General features: G+C 71.9%; 24 protein-coding genes and 1 tRNA gene. 16 read left to right on the top strand and 9 right to left on the bottom strand.

Features of this window, described 5'->3' with window-relative positions; genetic code table 11:
• Positions 1–38 precede the first annotated feature (38 nt).
• From sigM to trxA, 4 genes are all read left to right on the top strand, one after another.
• Positions 39–716: an RNA polymerase sigma factor SigM gene (gene sigM, locus GQS52_RS12800; RefSeq protein WP_182313583.1), complete on the top strand. Its 678-nt coding sequence runs from the start codon at positions 39–41 to the stop codon at positions 714–716.
• Positions 713–1,810 (top strand): hypothetical protein, encoded by a 1,098-nt coding sequence (locus GQS52_RS27775; protein WP_259370751.1) that lies wholly within the window; start codon positions 713–715, stop codon positions 1,808–1,810. The genes sigM and GQS52_RS27775 overlap by 4 nt, the downstream gene beginning before the upstream one ends.
• Before the next feature lie 196 nt (positions 1,811–2,006).
• Positions 2,007–2,993, top strand: coding sequence for a thioredoxin-disulfide reductase (gene trxB, locus GQS52_RS12790; RefSeq protein WP_182313582.1), 987 nt, complete (start codon positions 2,007–2,009; stop codon positions 2,991–2,993).
• A 76-nt stretch (positions 2,994–3,069) separates the two neighbouring features.
• Positions 3,070–3,399: a thioredoxin gene (gene trxA / locus GQS52_RS12785; protein WP_182313581.1), complete on the top strand. Its 330-nt coding sequence runs from the start codon at positions 3,070–3,072 to the stop codon at positions 3,397–3,399.
• 84 nt (positions 3,400–3,483) lie between these two features.
• On the opposite strand, the gene GQS52_RS12780 is transcribed toward trxA, so the two are convergent.
• From GQS52_RS12780 to rpmH, 9 genes are all read right to left on the bottom strand, one after another.
• Entirely contained in the window at positions 3,484–4,101 is a 618-nt protein-coding gene (locus GQS52_RS12780; RefSeq protein WP_182313580.1) for a GNAT family N-acetyltransferase, read from the bottom strand.
• A gap of 212 nt (positions 4,102–4,313) precedes the next feature.
• Positions 4,314–5,447, bottom strand: coding sequence for a ParB/RepB/Spo0J family partition protein (locus GQS52_RS12775; protein ID WP_182313579.1), 1,134 nt, complete (start codon positions 5,445–5,447; stop codon positions 4,314–4,316).
• Positions 5,444–6,493 (bottom strand): ParA family protein, encoded by a 1,050-nt coding sequence (locus tag GQS52_RS12770; protein WP_275946472.1) that lies wholly within the window; start codon positions 6,491–6,493, stop codon positions 5,444–5,446. The genes GQS52_RS12775 and GQS52_RS12770 overlap by 4 nt, the downstream gene beginning before the upstream one ends.
• Positions 6,494–6,760: 267 nt before the next feature.
• Positions 6,761–7,525 carry a 16S rRNA (guanine(527)-N(7))-methyltransferase RsmG gene (gene rsmG, locus GQS52_RS12765; RefSeq protein ID WP_182313577.1) on the bottom strand — a complete coding sequence of 255 codons (765 nt, stop codon included), beginning with the start codon at positions 7,523–7,525 and terminating at the stop codon, positions 6,761–6,763.
• 31 nt (positions 7,526–7,556) lie between these two features.
• Positions 7,557–8,081, bottom strand: coding sequence for a R3H domain-containing nucleic acid-binding protein (locus GQS52_RS12760; protein ID WP_182313576.1), 525 nt, complete (start codon positions 8,079–8,081; stop codon positions 7,557–7,559).
• Between the two features lie 14 nt (positions 8,082–8,095).
• On the bottom strand, positions 8,096–9,157 hold the full coding sequence (yidC, locus tag GQS52_RS12755; protein WP_182313575.1) for a membrane protein insertase YidC: 1,062 nt from the start codon (positions 9,155–9,157) through the stop codon (positions 8,096–8,098).
• A gap of 3 nt (positions 9,158–9,160) precedes the next feature.
• A complete protein-coding gene (yidD, locus tag GQS52_RS12750; protein ID WP_182313574.1) occupies positions 9,161–9,481 on the bottom strand; it encodes a membrane protein insertion efficiency factor YidD in 321 nt (106 codons plus the stop codon).
• Positions 9,478–9,870, bottom strand: coding sequence for a ribonuclease P protein component (gene rnpA, locus GQS52_RS12745; RefSeq protein ID WP_182313573.1), 393 nt, complete (start codon positions 9,868–9,870; stop codon positions 9,478–9,480). Before rnpA ends, yidD begins: the two co-directional genes overlap by 4 nt.
• 19 nt (positions 9,871–9,889) lie before the next feature.
• Entirely contained in the window at positions 9,890–10,027 is a 138-nt protein-coding gene (gene rpmH / locus GQS52_RS12740) for a 50S ribosomal protein L34 (protein WP_008746848.1), read from the bottom strand.
• Positions 10,028–10,375: 348 nt separating this feature from the next.
• Here rpmH and dnaA point away from each other — a divergent pair, with 348 nt between their 5' ends.
• The 12 genes from dnaA (at position 10,376) to GQS52_RS28225 (ending at position 26,089) form a co-directional block, all read left to right on the top strand.
• Positions 10,376–12,145, top strand: coding sequence for a chromosomal replication initiator protein DnaA (dnaA, locus tag GQS52_RS12735; protein WP_182313572.1), 1,770 nt, complete (start codon positions 10,376–10,378; stop codon positions 12,143–12,145).
• A 797-nt stretch (positions 12,146–12,942) separates the two neighbouring features.
• A complete protein-coding gene (gene dnaN, locus GQS52_RS12730) occupies positions 12,943–14,073 on the top strand; it encodes a DNA polymerase III subunit beta (RefSeq protein WP_182313571.1) in 1,131 nt (376 codons plus the stop codon).
• Between the two features lie 220 nt (positions 14,074–14,293).
• On the top strand, positions 14,294–15,226 hold the full coding sequence (gene gnd / locus GQS52_RS12725; RefSeq protein WP_259370750.1) for a phosphogluconate dehydrogenase (NAD(+)-dependent, decarboxylating): 933 nt from the start codon (positions 14,294–14,296) through the stop codon (positions 15,224–15,226).
• A gap of 7 nt (positions 15,227–15,233) precedes the next feature.
• Positions 15,234–16,370, top strand: coding sequence for a DNA replication/repair protein RecF (gene recF / locus GQS52_RS12720; RefSeq protein WP_182313569.1), 1,137 nt, complete (start codon positions 15,234–15,236; stop codon positions 16,368–16,370).
• Between the two features lie 74 nt (positions 16,371–16,444).
• Complete coding sequence (locus tag GQS52_RS12715) at positions 16,445–16,924, top strand: DciA family protein (protein WP_259371108.1); 480 nt, start codon at positions 16,445–16,447, stop codon at positions 16,922–16,924.
• Between the two features lie 262 nt (positions 16,925–17,186).
• Positions 17,187–19,235: a DNA topoisomerase (ATP-hydrolyzing) subunit B gene (gyrB, locus tag GQS52_RS12710; protein ID WP_182313567.1), complete on the top strand. Its 2,049-nt coding sequence runs from the start codon at positions 17,187–17,189 to the stop codon at positions 19,233–19,235.
• Positions 19,236–19,275: 40 nt separating this feature from the next.
• Complete coding sequence (gyrA, locus tag GQS52_RS12705) at positions 19,276–21,870, top strand: DNA gyrase subunit A (RefSeq protein ID WP_182313566.1); 2,595 nt, start codon at positions 19,276–19,278, stop codon at positions 21,868–21,870.
• Positions 21,871–21,873: 3 nt separating this feature from the next.
• Positions 21,874–22,596, top strand: a complete 723-nt coding sequence (locus GQS52_RS12700) for a DUF3566 domain-containing protein (protein WP_182313565.1) — start codon at positions 21,874–21,876, stop codon at positions 22,594–22,596.
• Positions 22,597–22,644: 48 nt separating this feature from the next.
• Positions 22,645–22,718: transfer RNA gene (locus GQS52_RS12695), tRNA-Ile, on the top strand.
• A gap of 117 nt (positions 22,719–22,835) precedes the next feature.
• On the top strand, positions 22,836–22,976 hold the full coding sequence (locus GQS52_RS12690) for a DLW-39 family protein (RefSeq protein WP_220472763.1): 141 nt from the start codon (positions 22,836–22,838) through the stop codon (positions 22,974–22,976).
• 150 nt (positions 22,977–23,126) lie between these two features.
• Positions 23,127–24,500: a hypothetical protein gene (locus GQS52_RS12685; RefSeq protein WP_182313563.1), complete on the top strand. Its 1,374-nt coding sequence runs from the start codon at positions 23,127–23,129 to the stop codon at positions 24,498–24,500.
• Entirely contained in the window at positions 24,497–26,089 is a 1,593-nt protein-coding gene (locus GQS52_RS28225; protein WP_182313562.1) for a hypothetical protein, read from the top strand. The genes GQS52_RS12685 and GQS52_RS28225 overlap by 4 nt, the downstream gene beginning before the upstream one ends.
• The last annotated feature ends 31 nt before the right edge of the window (positions 26,090–26,120 follow it).

Here is a 26,120-nt window from a genome sequence, read left to right as displayed (position 1 = left end):
CGGGGGAAACCACGCGGGGGAGCCAGGGGAGGGGGAACGTGGTCGAGCAGCGCAACCCGTACGACGGGACCGCGGACGCGGATCTTCTCGTGCTGCACGTCGCCGGCGACGGTGACGCCTTCGGCGAGCTGGCCCGCCGCCACCGCGACCGCCTGTGGGCGGTCGCCCTGCGGACCCTGGGCGACCCCGAGGAGGCCGCCGACGCCGTCCAGGACGCGCTGGTCTCCGCGTTCCGCGCGGCCCGCACCTTCCAGGGGCGTTCCGCCGTCACCACCTGGCTGCACCGGATCGTCGTCAACGCCTGCCTCGACCGGGCCCGCAAGGCAGCCTCCCGGCGCAGCGACCCGGTCTCCGACGCCGAGCGGTTCGAGTCCCTCCTCGAGCCCCACGAGTCCGCAGCCGCTCCGGCGGAGCGCGGCGAGCTGCACCGCGAGCTCGTCCGCGCCCTCGGCACGCTGCCGCCCGAGCAGCGCGCCGCTCTGGTGCTGGTGGACATGCAGGGCTACCCGGTGGCCGAGGCTGCCCGGATACTGGACGTGCCCACGGGTACGGTGAAGAGCCGTTGCGCGCGGGGTCGGGCCAAACTCCTTCCGCTCCTTGTCCACCTCCGGAGCGACACCAGGGGTAACCGGGGTGCCGGAGGGGGAGGGAACCGGACGGAGAGCGCATCCGTCCCAGGGACACCGGCGCGCAAGGACGGAGGTGGAGGGCTGTGACATCCGCGACGGGGGAGCACCCCGAGGTCACCGAGATCTCCGCGCTCGCCGAGGGCGCCCTGCCACTGGAGCGGTCCGCGGACGTCCGCGCGCATCTGGCCCTCTGCCCCCTGTGCGCCGAGGTGCGGGACTCCCTGGAGGAGATCCGCTCGCTGCTCGGCACCCTTCCCGGTCCGTCCCGCATGCCGGACGACGTGGCCGGCCGCATCGACGCCGCACTCGCCGCCGAGGCCCTGCTGGACGCGACGTCCCCGGAGCGGCAGGGCGAACCGGGTGACGTGCCCGGTGCCGAGGACGCCGATCCCGCGCTCCTCGCCCTCCTGGCCGGCGACGAGGCGTGGGACACCTGGGATCCGGCCGCCACCTCGCACACCTCCTCTCCCGCGCCCCGGACGCATGCCGCGGAGGACGGGGAGAAGGGAGGGAAGGGGGCGAGCGGACAGCTCAGGCCCGGGTCCCGTGTTTCACGTGAAACACGACGCCCGTCGGCCGGTCCTGTAGGCGACCGTCCCGGAAGGGGCTCCACGAGCCGCCCTGCGCCCCGCCCCGACGGGCGTCCGGCCGGGGCGGGCGGCCCCGGCCGGACGCGGCCGCGTCGCCGCTGGAGCAGGGTCGTGCTGACCACGGCCTGCGCGGCCGCCCTGATCGGCTTCGGCGGCTGGTTCCTCCAGGTCCCGGGCCTGTTCTCCGCCGACGGGAATGCCAAGAGCTCCGCGAGCGCCGTGCACGACGGGGACCTCAAGGAGAAGGTCTTCACCCGGGAGAACCTCCCGGCGAGCGTCGACGCGCTCCTCCCCGGAACCACCCAGCACGGTTTCGGCCTCCAGGGCGGCGAGAACGCACCGATGCGCAACTCGGAGGGTCCCGCCACGAAGGCGGCGCCGTCCCCCGGTGCCACGGCCGACGCCTGTGCGCTGCGGGGGACCGGGCGCCCCGCGGACACGCCGCTGGCCGTCGAGAGCGGCCGCTACGAGGACGCGCCCTCGGTCCTGGTCGTCATGGCCGACGAGTCGGACCCCGGACAGGTGGACGCGTACCTGGTCGACAGCGCCTCGTGCGAGCTCCTCCTCCACCGCGCCCTGCCCCGCGGCTGACCCGCCCCGCGGCCGACCCGTCACGCGCCCGTTCCGCCCGCCCCCGGGCACCCGGGAATGCCGGGCACCTAGGATCGGTTGGGCGAGATGACGGCTTCCCGGGTAACAACATTCCCGGGGGGCATCTTCGGGACGAGGGCATCGTGCTCCTCCCCGAGGTCATGACGAAGAGTCGGCAGAGACGAGGAAGACGCCCGTGAGCGACGTCCGCAACGTGATCATCATCGGGTCCGGACCGGCGGGTTACACCGCCGCGCTCTACACCGCCCGTGCCTCCCTGAAGCCCCTGGTGTTCGAGGGCGCCGTCACCGCCGGCGGCGCGCTGATGAACACCACCGAGGTGGAGAACTTCCCCGGCTTCCGCGACGGCATCATGGGCCCGGAGCTGATGGAGAACATGCGTGCCCAGGCCGAGCGCTTCGGCGCCGAGCTGATCCCCGACGACGTCGTGGCCGTCGACCTGACCGGCGAGATCAAGACCGTCACCGACTCGGCCGGCACCGTCCACCGCGCCAGGGCCGTCATCGTCACCACCGGCTCCCAGCACCGCAAGCTCGGCCTGCCGGGCGAGGACACCCTCTCCGGGCGCGGCGTCTCCTGGTGCGCCACCTGCGACGGCTTCTTCTTCCGCGACCAGGACATCGCCGTGGTGGGCGGCGGCGACACCGCCCTGGAAGAGGCCACCTTCCTCTCCCGGTTCGCCAAGTCCGTCACCGTCGTCCACCGCCGCGACACCCTGCGCGCCTCCAAGGCCATGCAGGAACGCGCCTTCGCCGACCCCAAGATCACCTTCGCCTGGGACAGCGAGGTCGCCGCCATCCACGGCGACACCAAGCTCACCGGTGTGACCCTGCGTAACACCAAGACCGGTGACACCTCCGAGCTGCCCGTCACCGGACTGTTCATCGCCATCGGCCACGACCCGCGCACCGAACTGTTCACCGGCCAGCTGGAGCTCGACGAGGAGGGCTACCTCAAGGTCGACGCCCCCTCCACCCGCACCAACCTCACCGGCGTCTTCGCCGCCGGCGACGTGGTCGACCACACCTACCGCCAGGCCATCACCGCCGCAGGCACCGGCTGCTCCGCAGCCCTGGACGCCGAACGCCACCTCGCCGCCCTCGCGGACGGCCCCGGCAGCGACAGGACCGCCGAACCCGAGAAGACCGCGGCCGCTCTCTGAGGGCAGCCGTTCCCCGGGTGGTCCGGCCCCGGGCCGGACCACCCCTCCCCCCACCAACACGATCCAAGGAGAAGACGTGGCCGGTGCCACCAAGTCCGTGACCGATGCTTCCTTCGAGGCCGAGGTCCTCAAGAGCGACAAGCCCGTCCTGGTCGACTTCTGGGCCGAATGGTGCGGCCCGTGCCGCCAGGTCGCCCCTGCCCTTGAGGCCATCGCCCAGGAGCACGGCGACAAGATCTCCATCGTGAAGCTCAACATCGACGAGAACCCGGCGACCGCCGCCAAGTACGGCGTGATGTCGATCCCGACGATGAACGTCTACCAGGGCGGCGAGGTCGTCAAGACCATCGTCGGCGCCAAGCCGAAGGCAGTGATCCTCCGGTCCCTGGCGGACTTCATCGGCTGAGGCCGTCCCGGCCCTGTGAGGCCGCTCCCCGCTTCCGCGGGGGGCGGCCTCATGCCTGTCGCGGTCCCGGCCCTTCGGGGCCCGTCACAGCGGGCGCAGTGCGGGCTCCTTCTGGACAGCGCCGAGGAGGCGGTCCAAGGCCAGCTCCACGTCCTCCTTCCAGGAGATCGCGGTCCTCAGCTCCAGCCTCAGTCTGGGGAAGCGGGGATGGGGGCGGACCGTCTTGAAGCCGACCGACAGCAGGTGGTCGGCCGGAAGCACGCAGGCCGGCTCCTCCCAGTGCGAGTCGCCGAACGCCTCGACAGCCTTGAAGCCGCGCCGCACCAGGTCCTTGGCCACCGTCTGCACCATCACCCTGCCCAGGCCCTGGCCCTGGAAGCCGGGCATGATCCGGGCGGTCATCAGCTGGACGGCATCGGGCGAGACCGGGCTCGTGGGGAAGGCGTTGGAGCGCGGTACGTAAGCCGGGGGGGCGTAGAGGACGAACCCGGCCGGGTTGTCGTCCACGTAGACCACCCGGCCGCAGGACCCCCACTCCAGCAGCACGGCGGAGATCCATGCCTCCTTCTCCAGCCCTGGCTTGCCCGCCTGTACCGCCGCCTCGCCGCTGACCGGGTCCAGTTCCCAGAAGACGCAGGACCGGCAGCGTTTCGGCAGGTCGGGGAGGTTGTCCAGGGTGAGAGGCGCGAGTCGGCGGCCCATCGAGTCAGACCCTCATTCCATGACGCCGGATGACCGGGAACACGGTGACGCGGACGTGCGCCGTGCCCGTTCGGATCGTATCCGCGCCGACGTGCACCGACACCTCGCATCGGCCGAAGGAGCGGCGCGTGTCCTGCAGGACACGCGCCGCTCCTTCGGTACTTCCCTGCGGAGGCGTTCCGCCGTACGGCGGAACGCCTCCGCGGCACGGGTCAGTCGCTGTCCGGTGTGCCGCCCGCGTCACCGGCCGGCAGGCTCTGCTCCAGGACCCCGCTCTCCTCCGGAGCCAGCGCCCCGAGGATCCGGTCCAGGTCCTCCATCGAGGCGAACTCGACGACGATCTTGCCCTTCTTCTGCCCCAGGTCCACCTTCACCCGGGTCTCGAAGCGGTCGGACAGCCTCGTGGCGAGGTCGCTCAGGGCCGGCGACAGCCGCTTGCCCGCCCGGGGGCCCTTGGGGCGGCGCCCGGCGCCCTCCTCCGTCCCCATCAGCTTCACGATCTCCTCGACCGCCCGCACCGACAGCTCCTCGGCCACGATGCGGTGGGCGAGCCGGTCCTGCTCGTCCGGCTCGTTCACGGCGAGCAGTGCCCGGGCGTGTCCCGCGGACAGCACTCCGGCCGCCACCCGGCGCTGCACCGACGGCGGGAGCTTCAGCAGCCGCAGGGTGTTGGAGACCTGGGAACGCGAACGGCCGATGCGATCGGCCAGCTCCTCGTGCGTGCAGGAGAAGTCCCGGAGGAGCTGGTCGTAGGCGGAGGCCTCCTCGATCGGGTTGAGCTGCGCCCGGTGCAGGTTCTCCAGGAGCGCGTCCAGGAGGAGCTTGTCGTCCTCGGTGACACGGACGATCGCCGGGATGCGGTCCAGCCCGGCTTCACGGGTGGCGCGCCAGCGGCGCTCTCCCATGATGAGCTCGTAGCGGTCCGGAGCAGTCTGGCGGACCACGACCGGCTGGAGAAGCCCCACTTCCTTGATGGAGGTGACCAGTTCGGCGAGGGCGTCCTCGTCGAAGGTCTTGCGCGGCTGTCGCGGGTTGCGGGTGATGGAGTCCAACGGCAGCTCGGCGAAGTGCGCTCCAGCCGGCGACTGCACCCCGGCCGCAGCCGTTTCACGTGAAACGGCGTCGTCCGGGTGGCCCGCGGGGGATCCGGCCTCGTGTGCGGACCGCTGCCCGATGCCCGCGACCTTGGCCGCGGCCACCCCCCGCTCCGGGTCGAGCACCGGGACCGCAGCGGGGGACAGGGTGCCGTTCTGCCCCACCGGCGGAACAGCGCCGTCCGGGCCGGACGGCGCCGCCGGGATCAGAGCACCGAGCCCCCTGCCGAGCCCCCTGCGTCGTTCACTCACTGCATCCCCTCCGGCGTACTGTGCTGACTGTGCGTGTGGGCGTCCTGCCCGTCGAACCCGGCGACCCCGGCCCCCCGCAGCGCGATCTCCCGCGCCGCCTCAAGGTAGGACAGGGCACCGGCGGATCCCGGATCGTACGTCAGGACCGTCTGCCCGTAGCTGGGCGCCTCCGAGATCCGGACCGACCGCGGAATGCTGGTGCGCAGCACCTCCTTGCCGAAGTGGCTGCGCACCTCCTCGGCCACCTGGGAGGCCAGCCGTGTCCGGGCGTCGAACATGGTGAGCAGGATCGTCGAGACGTGCAGCCCGGGATTCAGGTGGCCCCGGACCAGCTCCACGTTCCGCAGCAGCTGGCCCAGCCCTTCCAGCGCGTAGTACTCGCACTGGATGGGGATCAGAACTTCGGCGCCGGCCACCATGGCGTTGACCGTCAGCAGGCCCAGCGAGGGCGGGCAGTCGATGAGGATGTAGTCCAGGGGCTGCTCGTACGCCTCGATGGCCCGTCTGAGCCGGCTCTCCCGGGCGACCATCGAGACCAGTTCGATCTCCGCACCGGCCAGGTCGATGGTGGCCGGTGCGCAGAAGAGCCCCTCCACCTCGGAGACCGGCTGCACCACGTCGGACAGCGGCCTGCCGTCGATGAGGACGTCGTAGATGGACGGCACCTCCGCGTGGTGGTCGATCCCCAGCGCGGTGGAGGCGTTGCCCTGCGGGTCGAGGTCGACGACGAGGACCCGGTTCCCGTGCGTCGCCAGCGAGGCCGCGAGGTTCACCGTGGTGGTGGTCTTGCCCACCCCGCCCTTCTGGTTGGCGACGATGACCACCCGGGTCTTGTCGGGCCTGGGCAGCCTCCCGCCGGTGCGTCCCAGGGCGTCCCCCGGCAGCCGGGCGGCCTGCCCGAAGGGGGCGTCGTCCATGGGCGGAGGCGTCTCCGCCTCACTGCGGGGACCGGGGACAGGATCGGTCATCGGTCCCGCGACATTGGCATCGGACCGCAAGGGTTCACCCTCCTCGACTCCAGGCACACGTTGTACAGAGCCTGCCATGTCCTCGGCGCGGGGAACCAGTGAGGTCCTCCCCCCGACAACGGAATCCGCTTTTTTGACGGGCCTTTCGGCACGGGCCGCGGCCGCCGCGCGGCCACGGTTGAGAATTCCTGGCAGCAGTGAGCGACGTTTCACGTGAAACACGATGGCCGCACCACCGACGGACGGCGGACAGACACACCGGGACCACCGCCCTGCCCCGCCAGTATGGAGCAAAAACGGAGGGCGCCCGCTCGGGGCGCCCTCCGCTGTGGATTACGGTCCGGTTCAGCGGCGGCGGCGTCCGCCTCCGCCGGTTCGGGACGCGCGGTTGCTGCGGGCCGCCCGGGCCCTCCGGGTCGCCGCGCGAACCCCGCCGGGGCTCTCTCCCACCAGCACCCGGACCACGGTCGACGCCGGGTTCACGATGTCCTCGCCGGCCAGGACGACCTCGGTGTCCACCGCGCCGAGCTTGTGCAGTGCGCCCTGCGCCGCCCTCAGCTCGTCCTCCGCGGTGTCGCCCTTGAGCGCCAGCATCTGGCCGTGCGGGCGCAGCAGCGGAAGCCCCCAGCCGGCCAGGCGGTCCAGCGGCGCCACCGCGCGCGCGGTCACCACGTCCACCCCGGGCAGCTTGCCGACCATCTCCTCGGCCCGTCCGCGCACCACGGTGACGTTGTCCAGGCCGAGCAGCTTCACCGCCTCCTCCAGGAAGACGGTGCGCCTCAGCAGCGGCTCCAGCAGGGTGATCCGCAGGTCCGGCCGCGCCAGTGCCAGCGGGATACCCGGCAGCCCGGCACCCGAGCCGACGTCGCACACCGAGACGTCCGCAGGCACGACCTCGCCCAGCACCGCGCAGTTCAGCAGGTGCCGTTCCCACAACCGGGGCACCTCGCGGGGCCCGATGAGTCCTCTGCCCACCCCTGCGTCGGCCAGCAGCTCGGCATATCTGACGGCGTCGGGAAAGCGCTCGCCGAAGACCTGCCGCGCCTGCTCCGGCGCCTCGGGCAGCCCCTCCCGCTCATCGGCTTCGGGGGCTGCCTTCTCCGCGTCCATCACCACGGTCCCTCTCGGTGGTCCCTGCCGGTCATGAAGCCGGGAGGACGACCACCCGGCGCTGGGGCTCCTCACCCTCGGACTCGCTGCGCAGGCCGGCCGCCGCCACCGCGTCGTGCACGACCTTGCGCTCGAACGGGGTCATCGGCCGCAGCTTCACCGGCTTGCCGGTGTCCCTGGCGTCCTCGGCCGCCTTGGCCCCGATCTCCGCCAGCTCCTCGCGCCTGCGGGCGCGGAAGCCGGCGATGTCCAGCATCAGCCTCGTGCGGTCGCCGGTCTCCCGGTGGACCGCGAGGCGGGTGAGCTCCTGGAGTGCCTCGAGGACCTCGCCGTCGCGGCCGACCAGCTTCTGCAGGTCCCGGCTGCCGGTGTCCGCGACGATCGACACCGAGGCGCGGTCGCCCTCGACGTCCATGTCGATGTCGCCGTCGAGGTCCGCGATGTCCAGCAGACCCTCGAGGTAGTCGGCGGCGATCTCGCCCTCCTGCTCGAGCCTCGTCATGCCGTCCTCGGCCTCGACGGCGCCCTCGGCGGCGGGGATGGTGCCTTCCGTCACGGATGGACTCCTTGCTACTTCTTGGTCTTGGTGGGTCGGGACCCGGACTTGCCGGCCGGCTTCTTGCCCGGCGCGGCCGACGCACCCTTCGGGGACTTGGGTGCCCGCGGCGACTTCTCCGGGTCGGCGGCCGTCGGCTCCTGGCCGGCCTGCAGCGCCTGCTGGCGCTGGGCCTTCGTCTGCCGCTTGGGCTGCTGGCGCTTCACGGCGGGAGCCTGGTCCTTGGCCGCCTCGGCCGGCTCCTCCTTGAGCTTGCCCTTGGCCTTCAGGCGGGCCTGGCGCTCACGGTAGGCGACGCTGCCGGGAGTGGGGTTGCGGCGGATGACGTAGAACTGCTGGCCCATGGTCCACGCGTTGGTGGTCAGCCAGTACAGGAGGACACCGACGGGGAAGTTGATGCCGAAGACGGCGAACATGATCGGGAAGACGTACATCAGCATCTTCTGCTGCTGCATGAACGGCGTCTTCACGGTGGTGTCGACGTTCTTCATCATCAGCTGGCGCTGCGTGATGAACTGCGACAGCGACATCATCACGATCATGACGACCGTGACCACGCGCACGTCGAACAGCGAGGCGTCCAGCGAGGCGAGCTTCTCCGCGCTGTCGGTGAAGGTGGCGGCCAGCGGGGCGCCGATGATGTGCGCCTTCTGCGCGCTGGCCAGCTCCGCCTTGTTGATGAAGCTGATCGTCTGGTTCTGCGCGATGTGGTTGAGGACCTGGTACAGCGCGAAGAAGAACGGGGCCTGGAGCAGGATCGGCAGGCAGCTCGAGAGCGGGTTGGTACCGGTCTCCCGGTACAGCTTCATCATCTCTTCGGACTGGCGCTGCTTGTCGTTCTTGTAGCGCTCCTGGATCGCCTTCATCTTCGGCTGGAGCACCTGCATGTTCCGGGTGGCCTTGATCTGCTTCACGAAGAGCGGGATCAGGGCGATCCGGATGACGATCACCAGCGAGACGATGGACAGGCCCCACGCCCAACCGCCGTCGGGGTCGAAGATCTTGCTGTACAGGGTGTGGAACAGGACGATGGTCCACGAGACGGCGGCATAAAGCGGACCGAGGATGGTATCCACAGGTCAGGCTCCTTGGGCGTGAGTGGTGTCGACGGTCTCGGTGCGGTGACCGCTCCCGTCCCCGCGGCCCCGCAGGGCGCGGCGCAGCCGATCGTGCCACGGCGGCCTCTTGCGCGGCGGAACATGGTCCACCCCGCCCAGCGACCAGGGGTTGCAGCGCAGGATGCGCCACGCGGTCAGTGCCGTGCCCTTCACCGCGCCGTGCACGTCGATGGCCCGGTACCCGTAGTGGGAGCACGACGGGTAGTACTTGCAGACCGGCCCCAGCAGCGGACTGATCGTCCACTGGTACAACTTGATCAGCCACAGCAGCGGGTACTTCACCGCAACCCTCCTGCCTCGTCCCCCGGGAGCAGCCGCCGCAGCGCGGCGTCCAGGTCCCGGGCGAGCCGGTCGTGGTCCGCGGTGGCGGCTTCCGGCAACGCCCGTACGACTATCAGGCTACCGGGGGGCAGAAGGGACAGACGTTCCCGAACGAGGTGACGCAGGCGTCGTTTGACGAGGTTGCGCACCACGGCCGTGCCGACAGCCTTGCTCACGACGAAACCCGCACGAGCGGGGGAAGGGCCTCCCCCCGCAGCGTGCGGGTCTGTCTCGAGCGTGCTCGGGGTCCTCAGGTGCACCACGAGGAGCGGCCGACCGGCCCTGCGTCCTCTGCGCACCGCGGTCGCGAAGTCCTGCGGCCGCCGCATCCGGTTCTCGGTCGGCAGCACGTCATGGACCCGTGCGCGATCAGGCGGACAGGCGGGCGCGGCCCTTGGTGCGGCGGCTCGCCAGGATGGCACGACCGGCACGGGTGCGCATGCGCAGCCGGAAGCCGTGGGTCTTCGCGCGCCGGCGGTTGTTCGGCTGGAAGGTGCGCTTGCTCACTCGGGGGCTCCAGGGATCAAATCGTGGATGGCGGGGCGTCGCCTGGCTGTCACCGTGCGCCCACGAGGAAGCTCGCAACGCGCCGTGCGCGCCGCTTTTCACGACCACATCAGTGGCCCTGGCCCATCGGAGGCATGCGGCAGCAGCCATCGACAACTCGACCGGTTCACGGTAATCGGGAGCACGCCATCGGGTCAAACCGGTGCCTGTCAGGAGCTGCGTGCCGAGCCCCCCGGGCGGCGGACGGCACATTTGTACACAGCCTGTGGACAACGGGTTGTAGGCTGAAGGACCGCCTGACTACCGTGCTGGACTCCAGATTCTCCCCCGTACCAGAGAGCGTGCCCTGTGGCTGATGTGACCGGTGACCTCGCCGCAGTGTGGCCCCGGGTCCTCGAGCAGCTGCTCGACGAGGAGCAGGGGGTGGAGGCGAAGGACCAGCACTGGCTCAAACGCTGTCAGCCGCTCGCGCTCGTGGCGGGCACCGCGCTGCTCGCCGCGCCGAACGAGTTCGCCAAGTCCGTGCTGGAGACCCGGCTGCTGAAGGCGATCACCGACGCGCTCGACCACGAGCTGGGCGGGCCGATCCGCATCGCGATCACCGTCGACTCGAGCACCGACTCGGCCGCCCCGCAACCGGCCCCCCGGCCCAGGCCCGACCGCCCGCAGCAGCCCCTCGCCTACCCCGAGCCCCCGCGCCACGGGTACGACGAGGGCCCCCGGATGCGCCGCGCCTACCCCGACTACCCGGCCGCCCCGCCCCGCCCGGAGCAGGGCGGCTGGCCCCAGCCCGGGGGCGGCGCCTACGGCCACGGGGTCCCGGCCGAGCCGGACAGCTGGCAGCGGCCGGTACACGCCTACGGCGAGCCCGACCCCTATCCGCAGCGCACCGACTGGCAGGCGCAGCCTCCGGCCGCGGAGCACCTGCCCGCCGCGCCCGGCCGGCACGGCGAGGCCCCCGGCCGCGGGCAGCACCACCGGGAGGACCGGGACGAGCGCCCCGGGCGTCCGGGCGCCCCGGCCGGCGGCGCCCCCGGCCCGCTGGCCGCCCAGCCGGCGCCGGCGACCAAGCCCGGCGAGCCGACCGCCCGGCTCAACCCCAAGTACCTCTTCGACACCTTCGTCATCGGGGCGAGCAACCGGTTCGCGCACGCCGCCGCGGTCGCGGTCGCCGAGGCGCCGGCCAAGGCGTACAACCCGCTGTTCATCTACGGCGAGTCGGGCCTGGGCAAGACGCACCTGCTGCACGCCATCGGGCACTATGCCCGCAGCCTCTACCCCGGCACCCGGGTGCGGTACGTGAGCTCGGAGGAGTTCACCAACGAGTTCATCAACTCCATCCGGGACGGCAAGGCGGACGCGTTCCGCAAGCGGTACCGGGACATGGACATCCTGCTGGTCGACGACATCCAGTTCCTGGCGAGCAAGGAGTCGACGCAGGAGGAGTTCTTCCACACCTTCAACACCCTGCACAACGCCAACAAGCAGATCGTCCTCTCCTCGGACCGGCCGCCCAAGCAACTGGTCACGCTGGAGGACCGGCTGCGCAACCGCTTCGAGTGGGGCCTGATCACCGATGTCCAGCCGCCCGAGCTGGAGACCCGGATCGCGATCCTGCGCAAGAAGGCGGTCCAGGAGCAGCTGAACGCGCCCCCCGAGGTGCTGGAGTTCATCGCCAGCCGCATCTCGCGCAACATCCGCGAGCTGGAGGGCGCACTGATCCGGGTGACGGCGTTCGCCAACCTCAACCGGCAGCCGGTGGACCTGCAGCTCACCGAGATCGTCCTCAAGGACCTGATCCCCGGCGGGGAGGACGCGGCACCGGAGATCACCGCCGGGATGATCATGGCGGAGACGGCCTCGTACTTCGGTCTGACCGTGGACGACCTGTGCGGGTCCTCGCGCAGCCGGGTGCTGGTCACCGCGCGGCAGATCGCGATGTACCTGTGCCGCGAGCTCACCGATCTGTCGCTGCCGAAGATCGGGGCCCAGTTCGGCGGGCGCGACCACACCACGGTGATGCACGCCGACCGCAAGATCCGCTCGATGATGGCCGAGCGGCGGGCCATCTACAACCAGGTCACCGAGCTGACCAGCCGCATCAAGAAGGACAAGTAGCGGATCCAGGCAGGTTGGGCCGACCGGAGCAACGAAAGGGCGTCGCGGGACCACCTCCCGCGGCGCCCTTTCGTCGTTCGATTTCCTCAGGCCGGACCCGAGTTCTCCACAGGCTTGGCCGTTTTCCCCCGTCCACACCCTGGGGACTGTTGACTTGTCCCCGGATGATCCACAGGCGGTGCTACTGAATACTCATCAGCCCAGGTCAGGTGGGTGTGGACTTGTGGTCAACCGTTGTCCACAACCTGTGGACAGACTCTCGCCCCACAGCGGTCCGAGGAGGTTGTCCACGCTGTTCCCACAGGTGGGAGGCGGTTTTGCACAGCTTCTCCACAGTGCTGTCCACTGTTCGGCAACCAAGAGGGCTCTGTCACCCGGGAGAGTGAAAGCGGTCACACGTCTCCCTGGATTGGCCTGGGGACAACCGGGGTAGAACCTGGGGATGCCTCTGGGGAGAACCCGGCCCGTCCTGTGCACGGGCTGTGGGGAACTTTCCCCCGTCCACAGCAGGGCCCGGTTGTCCACCGCCCCCGCCCACAGGCCCGGTGGACAAAAAACCGGTCCCCACCTGCGCCGGAACCGGTTATCCACGGTATCCACAAGGCCTACTACTAAGACCACCTAGAGGTACCGGGGAAGCAGGCTCGAAGTGGGTCCTGTGCACAACTCGGGACCGAGGCCGCGGGTCGACTCCGGTGCGACTTGACGGCAAGCTGCACACGGGTGTCGGTGCCGTGCGTCAGACTGGTCTCCGGCAGCAGCCAGCCAGACAGCAGCAACAGCAGGAGGCGGTTCCGGTGAAGTTCCGGGTGGAGCGCGATGTACTCGCGGAGGCAGTGGCCTGGGCAGCCCGCAGTCTCCCGGCCCGTCCGCCGGTGCCCGTGCTCGCCGGCCTGCTGCTGAAGGCGGAGGACGGCAAGCTGAGCCTGTCCGGCTTCGACTACGAGGTCTCGGCCAGGGTCTCCCTGGAGGCGGACGTCGAGGAGGAGGGCACCGTCCTCGTCTCCGGCCGCCTGCTCGCCGACATCTCCCGTGCACTTCCCAACAGGCCTGTGGAGATCTCCACCGACGGCGTGCGGGTCAGCCTGGTCTGCGGCAGCTCGCGGTTCACACTCCACACCCTGCCTGTGGAGGAGTACCCGGCACTGCCCGAGATGCCGTCCGCAACCGGGACCGTGGCCGGCGACGTCTTCGCCGCGGCCGTCTCCCAGGTGGCCATCGCCGCCGGCCGCGACGACACCCTCCCGGTGCTCACCGGTGTGCGCATCGAGATCGAGGGCGACCGGGTGACCCTGGCCTCCACCGACCGCTACCGCTTCGCGGTCCGCGAGTTCCTGTGGAAGCCGGAGTCGGCGGACCTGTCGGCGGTCGCCCTGGTCCCGGCCAAGACCCTGCTCGACACCGCGAAGTCGCTGACCAGCGGTGACACGGTCAGCCTGGCCCTGGCCGGCTCCGGCAAGGGCGAGGGCCTGATCGGTTTCGAGGGCGCCGGGCGCCGTACCACCACTCGGCTGCTCGAGGGCGACCTGCCGAAGTACCGCACGCTCTTCCCGACCGAGTTCAACTCCGTCGCTGTGATCGAGACCGCCCCGTTCGTCGAGGCCGTCAAGCGCGTCGCGCTCGTCGCCGAGCGCAACACCCCGGTCCGGCTCAGCTTCGAGCAGGGCGCCCTCACCCTGGAGGCCGGCTCCAGCGACGACGCACAGGCTGTGGAGCGGGTGGACGCCCAGCTCGAGGGCGACGACATCTCGATCGCCTTCAACCCGACCTTCCTGCTGGACGGCCTGAGCGCGATCGACTCGCCGGTGGCCCAGCTGTCCTTCACGACCTCCACCAAGCCGGCCCTGCTCAGCGGCCGCCCGGCGGTGGACGCCGAGGCCGACGAGTCCTACAAGTACCTGATCATGCCGGTGCGGCTGAGCGGCTGACCCGCCGGCGCCCCGGGCCCGCCGGGCCGGACCGGACACATGCGTGGGCCCCCGCCCTCCGGCGGGGGCCCACGGGCTTCCCCCGGGGCCAGAGGGTCCCGGGAGGGCCGCAGGGCCTCCTGCGGCCCTCCCGGCGCCCCGGGCGGCCCCGCGGGGAGGGAACCGCCGCCCCCGGCGGACGTAGGCTCGAAGAACCGACATCGGACAGAACGAAGGATCAGTGATGGAGCTCGGTCTCATCGGCCTCGGCAGGATGGGCGGCAACATGCGCGAGCGGATCCGCCGCGCGGGCCACACCGTCATCGGCTACGACCGCAACCCCGACCTGGCGGACGTGGACAGCCTCGCCGAACTCGTGGACAAGCTGCAGGCCCCGCGGGTGGTGTGGGTGATGGTGCCGGCCGGCGAGCCCACCCGGGCGACCGTCGAGGAGCTGTCCGACCTGCTCTCCCCCGGCGACGTGGTGGTCGACGGCGGCAATTCCCGCTGGACCGACGACGAGAAGCACGCCGAGGCCCTGGCGGCCAAGGGCATCGGCTTCGTCGACTGCGGTGTCTCCGGCGGCGTGTGGGGCCTGGAGAACGGCTACGCGCTGATGTACGGCGGCACGGACGAGGACGTCGCCAAGGTGCAGCCGGTCTTCGACGCGCTCAAGCCGGAGGGCGAGTTCGGCTCCGTCCACGCCGGGAAGGTCGGCGCGGGCCACTTCGCCAAGATGGTCCACAACGGCATCGAGTACGCCATGATGCAGGCCTTCGCCGAGGGCTGGGAGCTGCTGGAGGCCGTGGACTCGGTGACCGACGTCCGCGAGGTCTTCCGGTCCTGGCGGGAGGGCACGGTCATCCGCTCCTGGCTGCTCGACCTGGCGGTCAACGCGCTGGACGAGGACGAGCACCTGGGCGGGCTGCGCGGCTACGCGCAGGACTCCGGCGAGGGCCGCTGGACGGTGGAGGCGGCCATCGACCACGCCGTGCCGCTGCCGGCGATCACCGCCTCGCTCTTCGCCCGCTTCGCCTCCCGGCAGGAGGACTCGCCGTCGATGAAGATGATCGCCGCCCTGCGCAACCAGTTCGGCGGCCACGCGGTCACCGCGGTCAGTGACCACAAGGGCGCGGACGCGCCGGGTGCCGACGTCACTCCTCCCGCGGTCTGACCGACGCATGCGTGTCGGCCATCTGTCGCTCGCCGACTTCCGGTCCTACGCCCGGGTCGAGGTCCCGCTCGACCCGGGCGTGACCGCGTTCGTCGGCCCCAACGGCCAGGGCAAGACGAACCTGGTCGAGGCGGTGGGCTACCTCGCCACGCTGGGCAGCCACCGGGTCGCCTCGGACGCGCCCCTGGTGCGCATGGGCGCCGAGCGGGCGATCGTGCGCGCCCTCGTCCACAACGGGGACCGGCAGCAGCTGGTCGAGCTGGAGATCAATCCGGGCAGGGCGAACCGGGCGAGGATCAACCGGTCCTCGCAGGTGCGGCCGCGGGACGTGCTGGGGATCGTGCGCACGGTCCTGTTCGCCCCCGAGGACCTGGCGCTGGTCAAGGGGGACCCGGGCGAGCGGCGCCGCTTCCTCGACGAGCTGGTCACCGCGCGCTCCCCGCGGATGGCGGGGGTGCGGCAGGACTACGAGCGGGTGCTCAAGCAGCGCAACACGCTGCTCAAGAGCGCGGTGCTGGCCCGCAGGGGCGGTGGGCGGAAGGCGGACCTGTCCACGCTCGACGTGTGGGACCAGCACCTGGCCCGTGCCGGCGCCGAGCTGCTGGCGGCCCGCCTCGACCTGGTGGCGGTGCTGCAGCCGCTGGTCGAGAAGGCGTACGGCCGGCTGGCCCCGGGCGGCGGCGGGACGACGCTGGAGTACGTGAACTCCGCCGGCGAGGAGGCCCGCGGGGCGCGGGGGCGCGAGCAGCTCTTCGGCGTCCTCATGGAGGCGATCGGCCGGGCGCGCCCGAAGGAGGTCGAGCGCGGGGTCACCCTGGTGGGGCCGCACCGCGACGAGCTGCTGCTGCGGCTGGGGCCGCTCCCCGCGAAGGGGTACGCCAGCCACGGGGAGTCCTGGTCGTTCGCGCTGGCGCTGCGCATCGCCTCGTACGACCTGCTGCGGTCGGACGGGGGCGAGCCGGTGCTGGTGCTGGACGACGTGTTCGCGGAGCTGGACGCGGCGCGCCGGGACAGGCTGGCCGAGCTGGTCGCCCCGGGCGAGCAGGTGCTGGTGACGGCGGCGGTGGAGGACGACGTGCCGCGTGCGCTGGCCGGTGTCCGCTTCTCGGTGCGCGGCGGCACGGTGGAGAGGACTGCGCCGTGAGCGGTACGGGTCCCGGGCCGGAGCCGGGCGCGGACGCCGGGCCGGCGAAGGAGGCGCGGCCGTCGGGGGCGGACCTGGCGCGGGTGGCGCTGCGGGCCGCCCGCGAGCAGGCGCGGGCGCGCGGGGCGGCCGCGCAGGCGGGCCGGCAGGCGCGGCGCGGGGGCCTGCGCAGCGGGGCGCGGGCGGACGGGCGGGACCCGCTGCCGCTGGGTGCGGCGGTGAACCGGCTGATCTCGGAGCGGGGCTGGGAGGCGCCGGCCGCGGTGGGCGGGGTGATGAGCCGGTGGCCGCAGATCGTGGGGGCCGAGGTGGCGCAGCACTGCGCGCCGGAGTCGTACGACGAGCGGGAGCGGGTGCTGGTGGTGCGCTGCGACTCGACGGCGTGGGCGACCCAGCTGCGCCTGCTGGCGCCCCGGCTGGTGGCGAGGCTGAACGAGGACCTGGGGCAGGGTGCGGTCCGGCTGATCAAGGTGCTGGGCCCGGCGGGTCCGGCGAGGTCCTACGGCAGGCTGCGGGCGCCCGGGAGCCGCGGTCCGGGTGACACCTGGGGCTGACGGTGACGCTGAGACGGCGGTCACATCGCACAGGGTTGACAGGGGGCGACGGTTCGAAGCCCTGGGGGCCCTCTGGAGCCGTTTGGATCCCTGGCCCGCGTGTAGGGATTCGGAAGTGCCCGATTCAGGGCGGCAGAGGCGAACTCAGGTGCCGCTAAACCCCTGTCCATGTCGGTGCGACCGGTAGAATGGAAGCAACACCGCCCCACTTGCGGAACATGTCGAACGACGCAGCCTCTCCGGCCCGGCCGGCAGACGGCTCGTGCTGTGCCAGAAAGGGCGCTTCGTGGCCGATTCCGGCAACTCCAACGAGAACCACACCGTTTCCACCGCCGCCGGAGCCGCAGTCGGCTCGGGCGGGGTACCCCCTTCCTACGACGCCAGCGCGATCACCGTCCTCGAGGGCCTGGACGCCGTCCGCAAACGCCCCGGCATGTACATCGGGTCGACCGGCGAGCGCGGCCTGCACCACATGGTGCAGGAGGTCGTGGACAACTCCGTCGACGAGGCGCTGGCCGGTTACGCGGACACCATCGACGTCACGATCCTGGCCGACGGCGGGGTGCGGGTGGTCGACAACGGCCGCGGCATCCCGGTGGACCTGCACCCGGTGGAGAAGAAGCCGGCCGTCGAGGTCGTGCTGACCGTGCTCCATGCGGGCGGCAAGTTCGGCGGCGGCGGGTACTCCGTCTCCGGCGGTCTGCACGGTGTGGGCGTCTCGGTCGTCAACGCGCTGTCGACGCGGCTGGCGGTCGAGATCAAGCGGGACGGGTACCGCTGGACCCAGGAGTTCAAGCTCGGTGCCCCGACCGCTCCGCTGGCCAGGCACGAGGCGGTCTCCGAGACGGGCACCACGGTGACCTTCTGGGCCGACCCGGACGTCTTCGAGAGCACCGAGTACTCCTTCGAGACGCTCTCGCGCCGCTTCCAGGAGATGGCGTTCCTGAACAAGGGACTGACGATCTCGCTGACCGACGAGCGGCCCGAGCACAGTCCGAACGAGGACCGCTCGCCGGTGTCGGTGACGTACCACTACGAGGGCGGCATCTCCGACTTCGTGAAGTACCTCAACTCCCGCAAGGGCGAGGTGATCCACCCCTCGGTGATCGACGTCGAGGCGGAGGACCGGGACCGGTCGATCTCGGTGGAGATCGCGATGCAGTGGAACACCCAGTACACCGAGGGCGTCTACTCGTTCGCGAACACCATCCACACGCACGAGGGCGGCACCCACGAGGAGGGCTTCCGCGCGGCGCTGACCGGTCTGGTCAACCGCTACGCGCGCGAGAAGAAGCTGCTGCGGGAGAAGGACGACAACCTCACGGGCGAGGACATCCGCGAGGGTCTGACCGCGATCATCTCGGTGAAGCTGGCCGAGCCGCAGTTCGAGGGCCAGACGAAGACCAAGCTGGGCAACACGGAGGCGAAGACCTTCGTGCAGAAGGTCGTCCACGAGCACCTCAACGACTGGCTGGACCGCAACCCCGCCGAGGCCTCGGACATCATCCGCAAGGCGATCCAGGCGGCCACCGCGCGGGTGGCCGCGCGCAAGGCCCGGGACCTGACCCGCCGCAAGGGGCTGCTGGAGACGGCGTCGCTGCCGGGCAAGCTGAGCGACTGCCAGTCCAACGACCCGGCCAAGTGTGAGATCTTCATCGTGGAGGGCGACTCGGCCGGCGGTTCGGCCAAGTCGGGCCGCGACCCGCAGTACCAGGCGATCCTCCCGATCCGCGGCAAGATCCTGAACGTGGAGAAGGCGCGGATCGACAAGGTCCTGCAGAACGCCGAGGTCCAGGCGCTGATCTCCGCGTTCGGCACGGGGATCCACGAGGACTTCGACATCTCCAGGCTCCGCTACCACAAGATCATCCTCATGGCGGACGCCGACGTCGACGGCCAGCACATCTCCACGCTGCTGCTGACCCTGCTGTTCCGCTTCATGCGGCCGCTGGTCGAGGCCGGGCACGTCTACCTCAGCCGTCCGCCGCTGTACAAGATCAAGTGGGGCAAGGACGACTTCGAGTACGCGTACTCCGACCGGGAGCGGGACGCCCTGATCGAGCTGGGCCGCCAGAACGGCAAGCGCATCAGGGACGACTCGGTGCAGCGCTTCAAGGGTCTGGGCGAGATGAACGCCGAGGAGCTGCGGGTGACCACGATGGACGTGGAGCACCGGGTGCTGGGCCAGGTGACCCTGGACGACGCGGCGCAGGCCGACGAGCTGTTCTCGGTGCTGATGGGCGAGGACGTCGAGGCCCGTCGTTCCTTCATCCAGCGGAACGCCAAGGACGTTCGCTTCCTCGACATCTGAGCCGGCCGAGCGCCGCAGCGTGAAAGGACTCTGACCAGTAATGGTCGACATCACTGGAAACCTGTCCGAGGGCCCGGCCGAGGAAGGCGCGTTCGTGACGCGCGTCGAACCGGTGGGCCTCGAGACGGAGATGCAGCGCAGCTATCTCGACTACGCGATGAGCGTGATCGTCTCGCGTGCGCTGCCGGACGTGCGCGACGGCCTCAAGCCGGTGCACCGCCGGGTGCTGTACGCGATGTACGACGGCGGGTACCGGCCCGAGAAGGGCTTCTACAAGTGCGCCCGCGTTGTCGGCGACGTCATGGGCAACTACCACCCGCACGGCGACGCCTCGATCTACGACGCGCTGGTGCGACTGGCGCAGCCGTGGTCGATGCGGATGCCGCTGGTGGACAGCAACGGCAACTTCGGTTCCCCGGGCAACGACCCGGCGGCCGCCATGCGGTACACCGAGTGCAAGATGGCTCCGCTGTCGATGGAGATGCTCCGCGACATCGACGAGGAGACCGTCGACTTCCAGGACAACTACGACGGCCGCTCGCAGGAGCCGACCGTCCTGCCGTCGCGGTTCCCGAACCTGCTGATCAACGGCTCGGCCGGCATCGCGGTCGGCATGGCCACCAACATCCCGCCGCACAACCTGGTGGAGGTGGCCCGGGGCGCGCAGTGGTTCCTGGAGAACCCCGAGGCGTCCAACGAGGAGCTCCTCGAGGCGCTGATCGAGCGGATCAAGGGCCCGGACTTCCCCACCGGCGCGCTGGTGGTGGGCCGCCGCGGGATCGAGGACGCGTACCGGACCGGGCGCGGCTCGATCACCATGCGCGCGGTGGTCGAGGTCGAGGAGATCCAGAACCGGCAGTGCCTGGTGGTCACCGAGCTGCCGTACCAGGTGAACCCGGACAATCTGGCGCAGAAGATCGCCGACCTGGTCAAGGACGGGAAGGTCTCCGGCATCGCGGACGTGCGCGACGAGACGTCCTCGCGCACCGGGCAGCGCCTGGTGATCGTGCTCAAGCGCGACGCGGTCGCCAAGGTCGTGCTGAACAACCTGTACAAGCACACCGACCTGCAGACCAACTTCGGCGCGAACATGCTGGCGCTGGTGGACGGGGTGCCGCGCACCCTGCCGCTGGACGCGTTCATCCGCAACTGGGTGGCGCACCAGGTCGAGGTCATCGTGCGGCGCACCACCTACCGGCTGCGCAAGGCCGAGGAGCGGGCGCACATCCTGCGCGGCCTGCTGAAGGCGCTGGAGGCGATCGACGAGGTGATCGCGCTGATCCGCCGCTCGGAGACGGTGGACGTCGCGCGGCACGGCCTGATGAGCCTGCTGGAGATCGACGAGGTCCAGGCGAACGCGATCCTGGAGATGCAGCTGCGCCGGCTGGCGGCCCTGGAGCACCAGCGGATCACCGCGGAGCACGACGAGCTGCAGGCGCGGATCGACGAGTACAACGCGATCCTGGCCTCGCCGTCGAGGCAGCGGCAGATCATCAGCGAGGAGCTGGCGGCGATCGTCGAGAAGTACGGCGAGGACCGACGCAGCCAGCTGGTGCCGTTCGACGGCGACATGTCGATCGAGGACCTGATCGCCGAGGAGGACATCGTCGTCACGGTGACCCGCGGCGGCTACGTCAAGCGCACGCGCACGGACCTGTACCGGTCGCAGAAGCGCGGCGGCAAGGGCGTGCGGGGCGCGCAGCTGAAGCAGGACGACATCGTCGACCACTTCTTCGTCACCACCACGCACCACTGGCTGCTGTTCTTCACCAACAAGGGCCGGGTGTACCGGGTCAAGGCGTACGAGCTGCCGGACGCCGGCCGGGACGCGCGGGGGCAGCACGTGGCGAACCTGCTGGCGTTCCAGCCGGACGAGCGGATCGCGGGGATCATGGCGGTGCGCGACTACGACGCTGCGCCGTACCTGGTGCTGGCGACGAAGTCCGGCCTGGTGAAGAAGACGCCGCTGAAGGACTACGACTCGCCGCGCTCCGGCGGTGTGATCGCGATCAACCTCAGGGAGACGGAGGACGGCGGCGAGGACGAGCTGATCGGTGCCGCGCTGGTCTCGGCCGACGACGACCTGCTGCTGATCAGCCGGAAGGCGCAGTCGATCCGGTTCACCGCGACCGACGAGAGCCTGCGTCCGATGGGCCGGGCCACCTCGGGTGTGAAGGGCATGAGTTTCCGGGAGGGCGACGAACTGCTCTCGATGAACGTCGTCCGGCCCGGTACGTTCGTCTTCACCGCCACCGACGGCGGGTTCGCCAAGCGTTCGAGCGTGGACGAGTACCGCGTCCAGGGCCGCGGCGGTCTGGGCATCAAGGCTGCCAAGATCGTCGAGGACCGGGGTTCGCTGGTGGGCGCACTGGTCGTCGACGAGAGTGACGAGATCCTTGCGATCACTCTGGGCGGCGGTGTGATCCGCACCCGGGTCAGCGAGGTCAGGGAGACGGGCCGTGACACCATGGGCGTCCAGTTGATCAATCTGGGCAAGCGCGATGCCGTCGTCGGCATCGCCCGCAACGCGGAGGCGGGGGCCGAGGCCGAGGAGGTCGAGGCGATCGCGGACGCGGCGGCCGAGGCGGGCGCCCAGGAGGCCGGGGACCAGCCGGCGAGTACGCAGGAGGATTAAGTCGTGAGTGGAGCCACGGGCGCCCTGCCCGGCGGGGCCGGTCCCGACCGTCATCAGGAGGCCGTCGCCGGAACCGGCGGCGCCCGTGGCCAGGCCGCCCACGGCGGCCCGTCGTACCAAGGGGGAACCGTGACCGACGCCCGCCCGGCGCACCAGGGTGCGCAGCCGCACCGTCCGCCGCAGGCTTACCTGCCGCCGCAGGACCAGAGCGGGCAGCAGTACGACGCCCCGTCGTCCTACGGCGGCGGCGACACCCAGGGGGGCGCCGGGCAGTCCTACGGGGCCCCGGAGACGCACGGCGGCCGCGGCGGGGCCAGGCGGCCGCGGCCGGCGGTCGCGGCGCGCACCGCGCCGCGCACCCGCAAGGCGCGGCTGCGGGTCGCCAAGGCGGACCCGTGGTCGGTGATGAAGGTCAGCTTCCTGCTGTCCGTGGCGCTGGGCGTGTGCACGGTCGTGGCGGTCGCCGTGCTGTGGACGGTGATGGACGCGATGGGCGTCTTCGCCACGGTCGGCGGCACCATCAGCGAGGCGACGGGCTCCGGGACGGACGGCGGGTTCGACCTGGAGGGCTTCCTGTCGCTGTCGCGGGTGCTGCTGTTCACGTCGATCGTCGCGGTGATCGACGTGGTGCTGCTGACGGCGCTGGCCACGCTGGGGGCGTTCGTCTACAACATCTCGGCGGGCTTCGCGGGCGGCGTGGAGCTGACGCTGGCGGAGGACGAGTAGCCGATTTTGGCTGTACGCCTCCGGTGCGCTAATCTTTCGGTGCAGCGCGGGGCTATAGCTCAGACGGTTAGAGCGCTTCCCTGATAAGGAAGAGGCCACAGGTTCAAGTCCTGTTAGCCCCACCGCGGAGAAACCCCGGACAGTCACCTGTCCGGGGTTTTCGCGTTACCCCGGTGTGTATCATCGGGCGCAGGTTTCCCGGCCCATCCCAAAAGACGCAAGAAGGTCGAGGTCGCGCGGTGAAGAAGCTTCTCCTGGTCGTACTGGCAGCTGTCGGTGGTCTGCTGGTCTACCGCCAGATCCAGGCTGACCGCGCCGAGCAGGACCTGTGGACGGAGGCGACCGACTCCGTGTCCGCAGGTTCCGGTGCGAATGCCTGAAAGACCGTCACGGTCCACGGCCCCGCCCGCACGCCGGGCGGGGCCGTGGTGTTTACGGAGGCTGTTTCAGGAACGTGACCGCGCCCCCTTGAGTTTGCGTCAGCAAATTTATAACTTGCTTTAGCAAAGCCCAGGGAGGGGAAACAGACGATGCACCGACCACGCCGACGTGCGGGGACGACCGCCGTCCTGGGCGTGCTGCTCGCCGGGGCGGCCCTCGCCGCCACGGGCCCCGCGCGGGCGTCGGGAGCGGCACCGCACACCCCGGTCCGGGCGGCCCCCGCGAGCGGTCCGGCGGTGACCGGGCACGCCTACCGCTTCGTGGGCGAGAAGGTGGCCGGCGGCGGCCGCGGCTCGCAGGCCCCCGAGATCGGGCCCGGCCAGTACCTGGACACCATCGGCCCGGGGGAGACCCGCTGGTACGCGGCCGAACTGGACGCCTCCTCGGCCGCCGACCTGTCCGCCACCGCCGTGCCCCGGTCCGGTTCCGCCGTCGCCTCCGGCGACGGCCTGGACCTGCGGCTGCGCCGCGCCGACGAGTACGCCTACACCTGCGGCACCGCCGCCGCCCGCTTCGGGCGCGACGAGGGTGTTGGGGTGCTCACCGCGGCCGTCAGCCGGGTCCCCGGGGCCGGCGACAGCCCCACCTGCGACCGGAAGGGGCGGTACCTGCTGTCCGTCACCCGCGTCGCCGGGCACGGCCCGGACCGGGACCGCTGGCCGCTGGAGCTGCGCATGGGAACCGAGGGGGCACGGCCGGACAGGGCGGCGTCCGGCCCCGACGGCGGCCCCCGCCCGGAGGACGGCCCCCGCCCCGGCGGTTCCCGCCCCGGGAGGGCCGGCGGTCCCCGCGGCGGGACGGCGGTGCCGGCCGGGGGCGGCAGCGGGTTCAACGACGCCCGGAGGATCGGCCCGGGGGAGTGGCGCGACGAGGTGCTCCCCGCCCGCACCCGCTTCTACCGGATCCGCCTGGGCTGGGGGCAGCGGCTGCGCTACACCGTGGAGTCCGGCGGACCGGCGGGGCCGGACCGCCCGGCGTCCCCCCGGGTCCGCGCGTCGGTCTACTCGCCGGGCCGGGCCCGGGTCTCCGGGGCGCGGGGACCGGGGGCGCAGCCGGACGACCGGGTCCTCGTCGCCGGCGGGACGGTGCCGGTCGCCTGGGCCAACCGGTGGGACGAGCAGCGGTCGGTGGCGTCGGTGAGGTCCTCGGGCGACTACTACCTCGCGGTGTCCTGGGAGCCCGGCGCGAAGCCGCGCACCTCCGCCGCACTGCCCGTGGTGCTGCGGGTGAGCGTGCTCGGGGAGGAGCTGGCCGGGCCGCAGCAGCGGGCGCCGGCCGCCGCGGGATCCGACGCGCCGGAGGCCGATTCCGCGAAGGCGGGCGACACGGCGCCCTCCGCCGGGAGAGGATTCATGATCGTGGCGGCCGCCCTCGGTGCGGCCGGTCTCGTACTGGCGACCTTCGCCGCGCTGGCCGCGCTGCGGCAGCGTTCGGCGTACGAGGGCCCGGGAGTCGGAAGATGAGAACGCGGACGAGGAATGCCGGGACGCGCGGACCGGCGCGGGCGGTGGTGGGAGCGGTGCTCGTCGCGGCGGCGGTCCTGCCCGCGGGTCTGCCCGCCGCCCGGGCCGCTGCGGCGGCCCCCGCCGTCCCCGCCGTCCCCGCCGCGGAGGTGTGGCAGCCGGGCGGGACGCGGGTGGAGGGGGCCGCGTCGCCGGAGGACGCCCCGCCCCTGGAGCCGGGCCGCTACACCGACAGCCTCGAACCCGGCCGGACCGTGTACTACCGGCTGGAGCTGGACGGCACCTCCAGCGACCACCTCTCCGTCTTCGGCGTCCCGGACCCGCGGGCCACCACGTCCCAGGGGGACGGCCTGCGGCTGGAGCTGAGGACGCGCAGCGGGCGGGTGTGCGACGCGGCCGAGCCCGTCACCGGGCGCCGGGGCGCCGTCCACCCCGTCGGCGACGCCGTCTCCCGCACGATCGACCCGCAGCGCGCCGCGGGCGACTGCACCCGGGCGGGCACCTACCTGCTCTCGGTCGCCCGGCGGCAGGCGGCGTCCTCCGACCCGGCCGCCTGGCCGCTCGCCATCCGCTACATGTCCGAGCCGGGGCTGGTGGAGGACGCCCGTCCCGGGCCGCAGGAGACGGAGGTCGGCACCACACCGGAACCTCCCCGGGCGGCGGCCGTCGCACGGCAGGGCGGCACCGGGTTCGACTCCGCCGCCCTCGTCGGCACGGGGGCGTACGAGGGAAGCCTGCAGCCCGGCGAGACCCGCTTCTACCGGGTGGCGCTGGACTGGGGCCAACAGCTCTTCGCCGACGCCGAGTTCGCGGCCTCCCCCGGCGGGACCGGGAAAGCGGTCCCCACGGGCGTCGGCCTGCGGCTGTACAACACCGTGCGCGGCAGGGCGGTGGAGGAGGCGGAACTGTACCGGGGCGACCTGATCGGGATCGGCGTGCGGACCGTGCCGGTGGCCTACCGCAACCGGTTCGCCACCTCCTCCGCGGCGCGGCCCTTCGGCTTCGCCGGCTGGTACTACCTGGCCGTCACGCTCCGCCCCGACACGGTGGGCACCGTGGGCCCGGACGGGACGGTGGACGTCACCCTGCGGGTGCAGGTGCGGGGCGAGAGGGCCGACGGGCCCGGCTACGCGGGGGACGCGCTCGACGCGGGCTTCGGGGTCGCCGGCGACGGCGGCGCCGGGGACGGGCCCGACGGACCCGACGGGGCCGCCGGAGCCGCCGGCGCCGACCGGACGACGATGAAGGTGCTGGCGTTCGGCGGGATCGGAGTGGGCACCGTGCTCGTGCTCGGCCTGGGCCTGTGGTCCCTGCTGGCCGCACGACGCCCCGGCCCCCCGCCGCCCCCGCCCGACCAGGCGTCCCTCCCGGGCCGGGCGTCCGTGCCCGGGCAGGCGTCCCTCCCCGGCCCGGTGTTCTTCCCCGGCCCGGCGCCCGGGGGCGTGCCGGGCCCCGGCCCCGCGGCGCAGGGCGGCGGTGACGGGGGCACGGGCGGGGAGCCGGACGGCGGGACCGGCTCCTCCGGCGGCACCGGTTCGTCAGGGAGCCCCGGTTCGTCCGGCGGCACCGGCTCCTCGGGCGGCTGGTGACCGTCGGCCGTCCCGGCCCGGCCGTCCGGCC

It is taken from the genome of Streptomyces sp. SCUT-3 (genome assembly GCF_014083985.1).
In the GTDB taxonomy this organism is placed as follows: domain Bacteria; phylum Actinomycetota; class Actinomycetes; order Streptomycetales; family Streptomycetaceae; genus Streptomyces_H; species Streptomyces_H thermolineatus.
Note: the sequence above shows the minus strand (reverse complement) of the source record. Positions and strands in the feature narration are given on the sequence as shown.

Coding starts and splice junctions, on each gene's coding strand:
- GQS52_RS12780 (WP_182313580.1), bottom strand. CDS start 4,101: ATGGGCCGCCGACTCGCGCCTCTCACCCTGGACAACCTCCCCGACCTG.
- GQS52_RS12770 (WP_275946472.1), bottom strand. CDS start 6,493: ATGGCAGGCTCTGTACAACGTGTGCCTGGAGTCGAGGAGGGTGAACCC.
- rsmG (WP_182313577.1), bottom strand. CDS start 7,525: ATGGACGCGGAGAAGGCAGCCCCCGAAGCCGATGAGCGGGAGGGGCTG.
- recF (WP_182313569.1), top strand. CDS start 15,234: ATGCGTGTCGGCCATCTGTCGCTCGCCGACTTCCGGTCCTACGCCCGG.
- gyrA (WP_182313566.1), top strand. CDS start 19,276: ATGGTCGACATCACTGGAAACCTGTCCGAGGGCCCGGCCGAGGAAGGC.
- GQS52_RS12685 (WP_182313563.1), top strand. CDS start 23,127: ATGCACCGACCACGCCGACGTGCGGGGACGACCGCCGTCCTGGGCGTG.
- GQS52_RS28225 (WP_182313562.1), top strand. CDS start 24,497: ATGAGAACGCGGACGAGGAATGCCGGGACGCGCGGACCGGCGCGGGCG.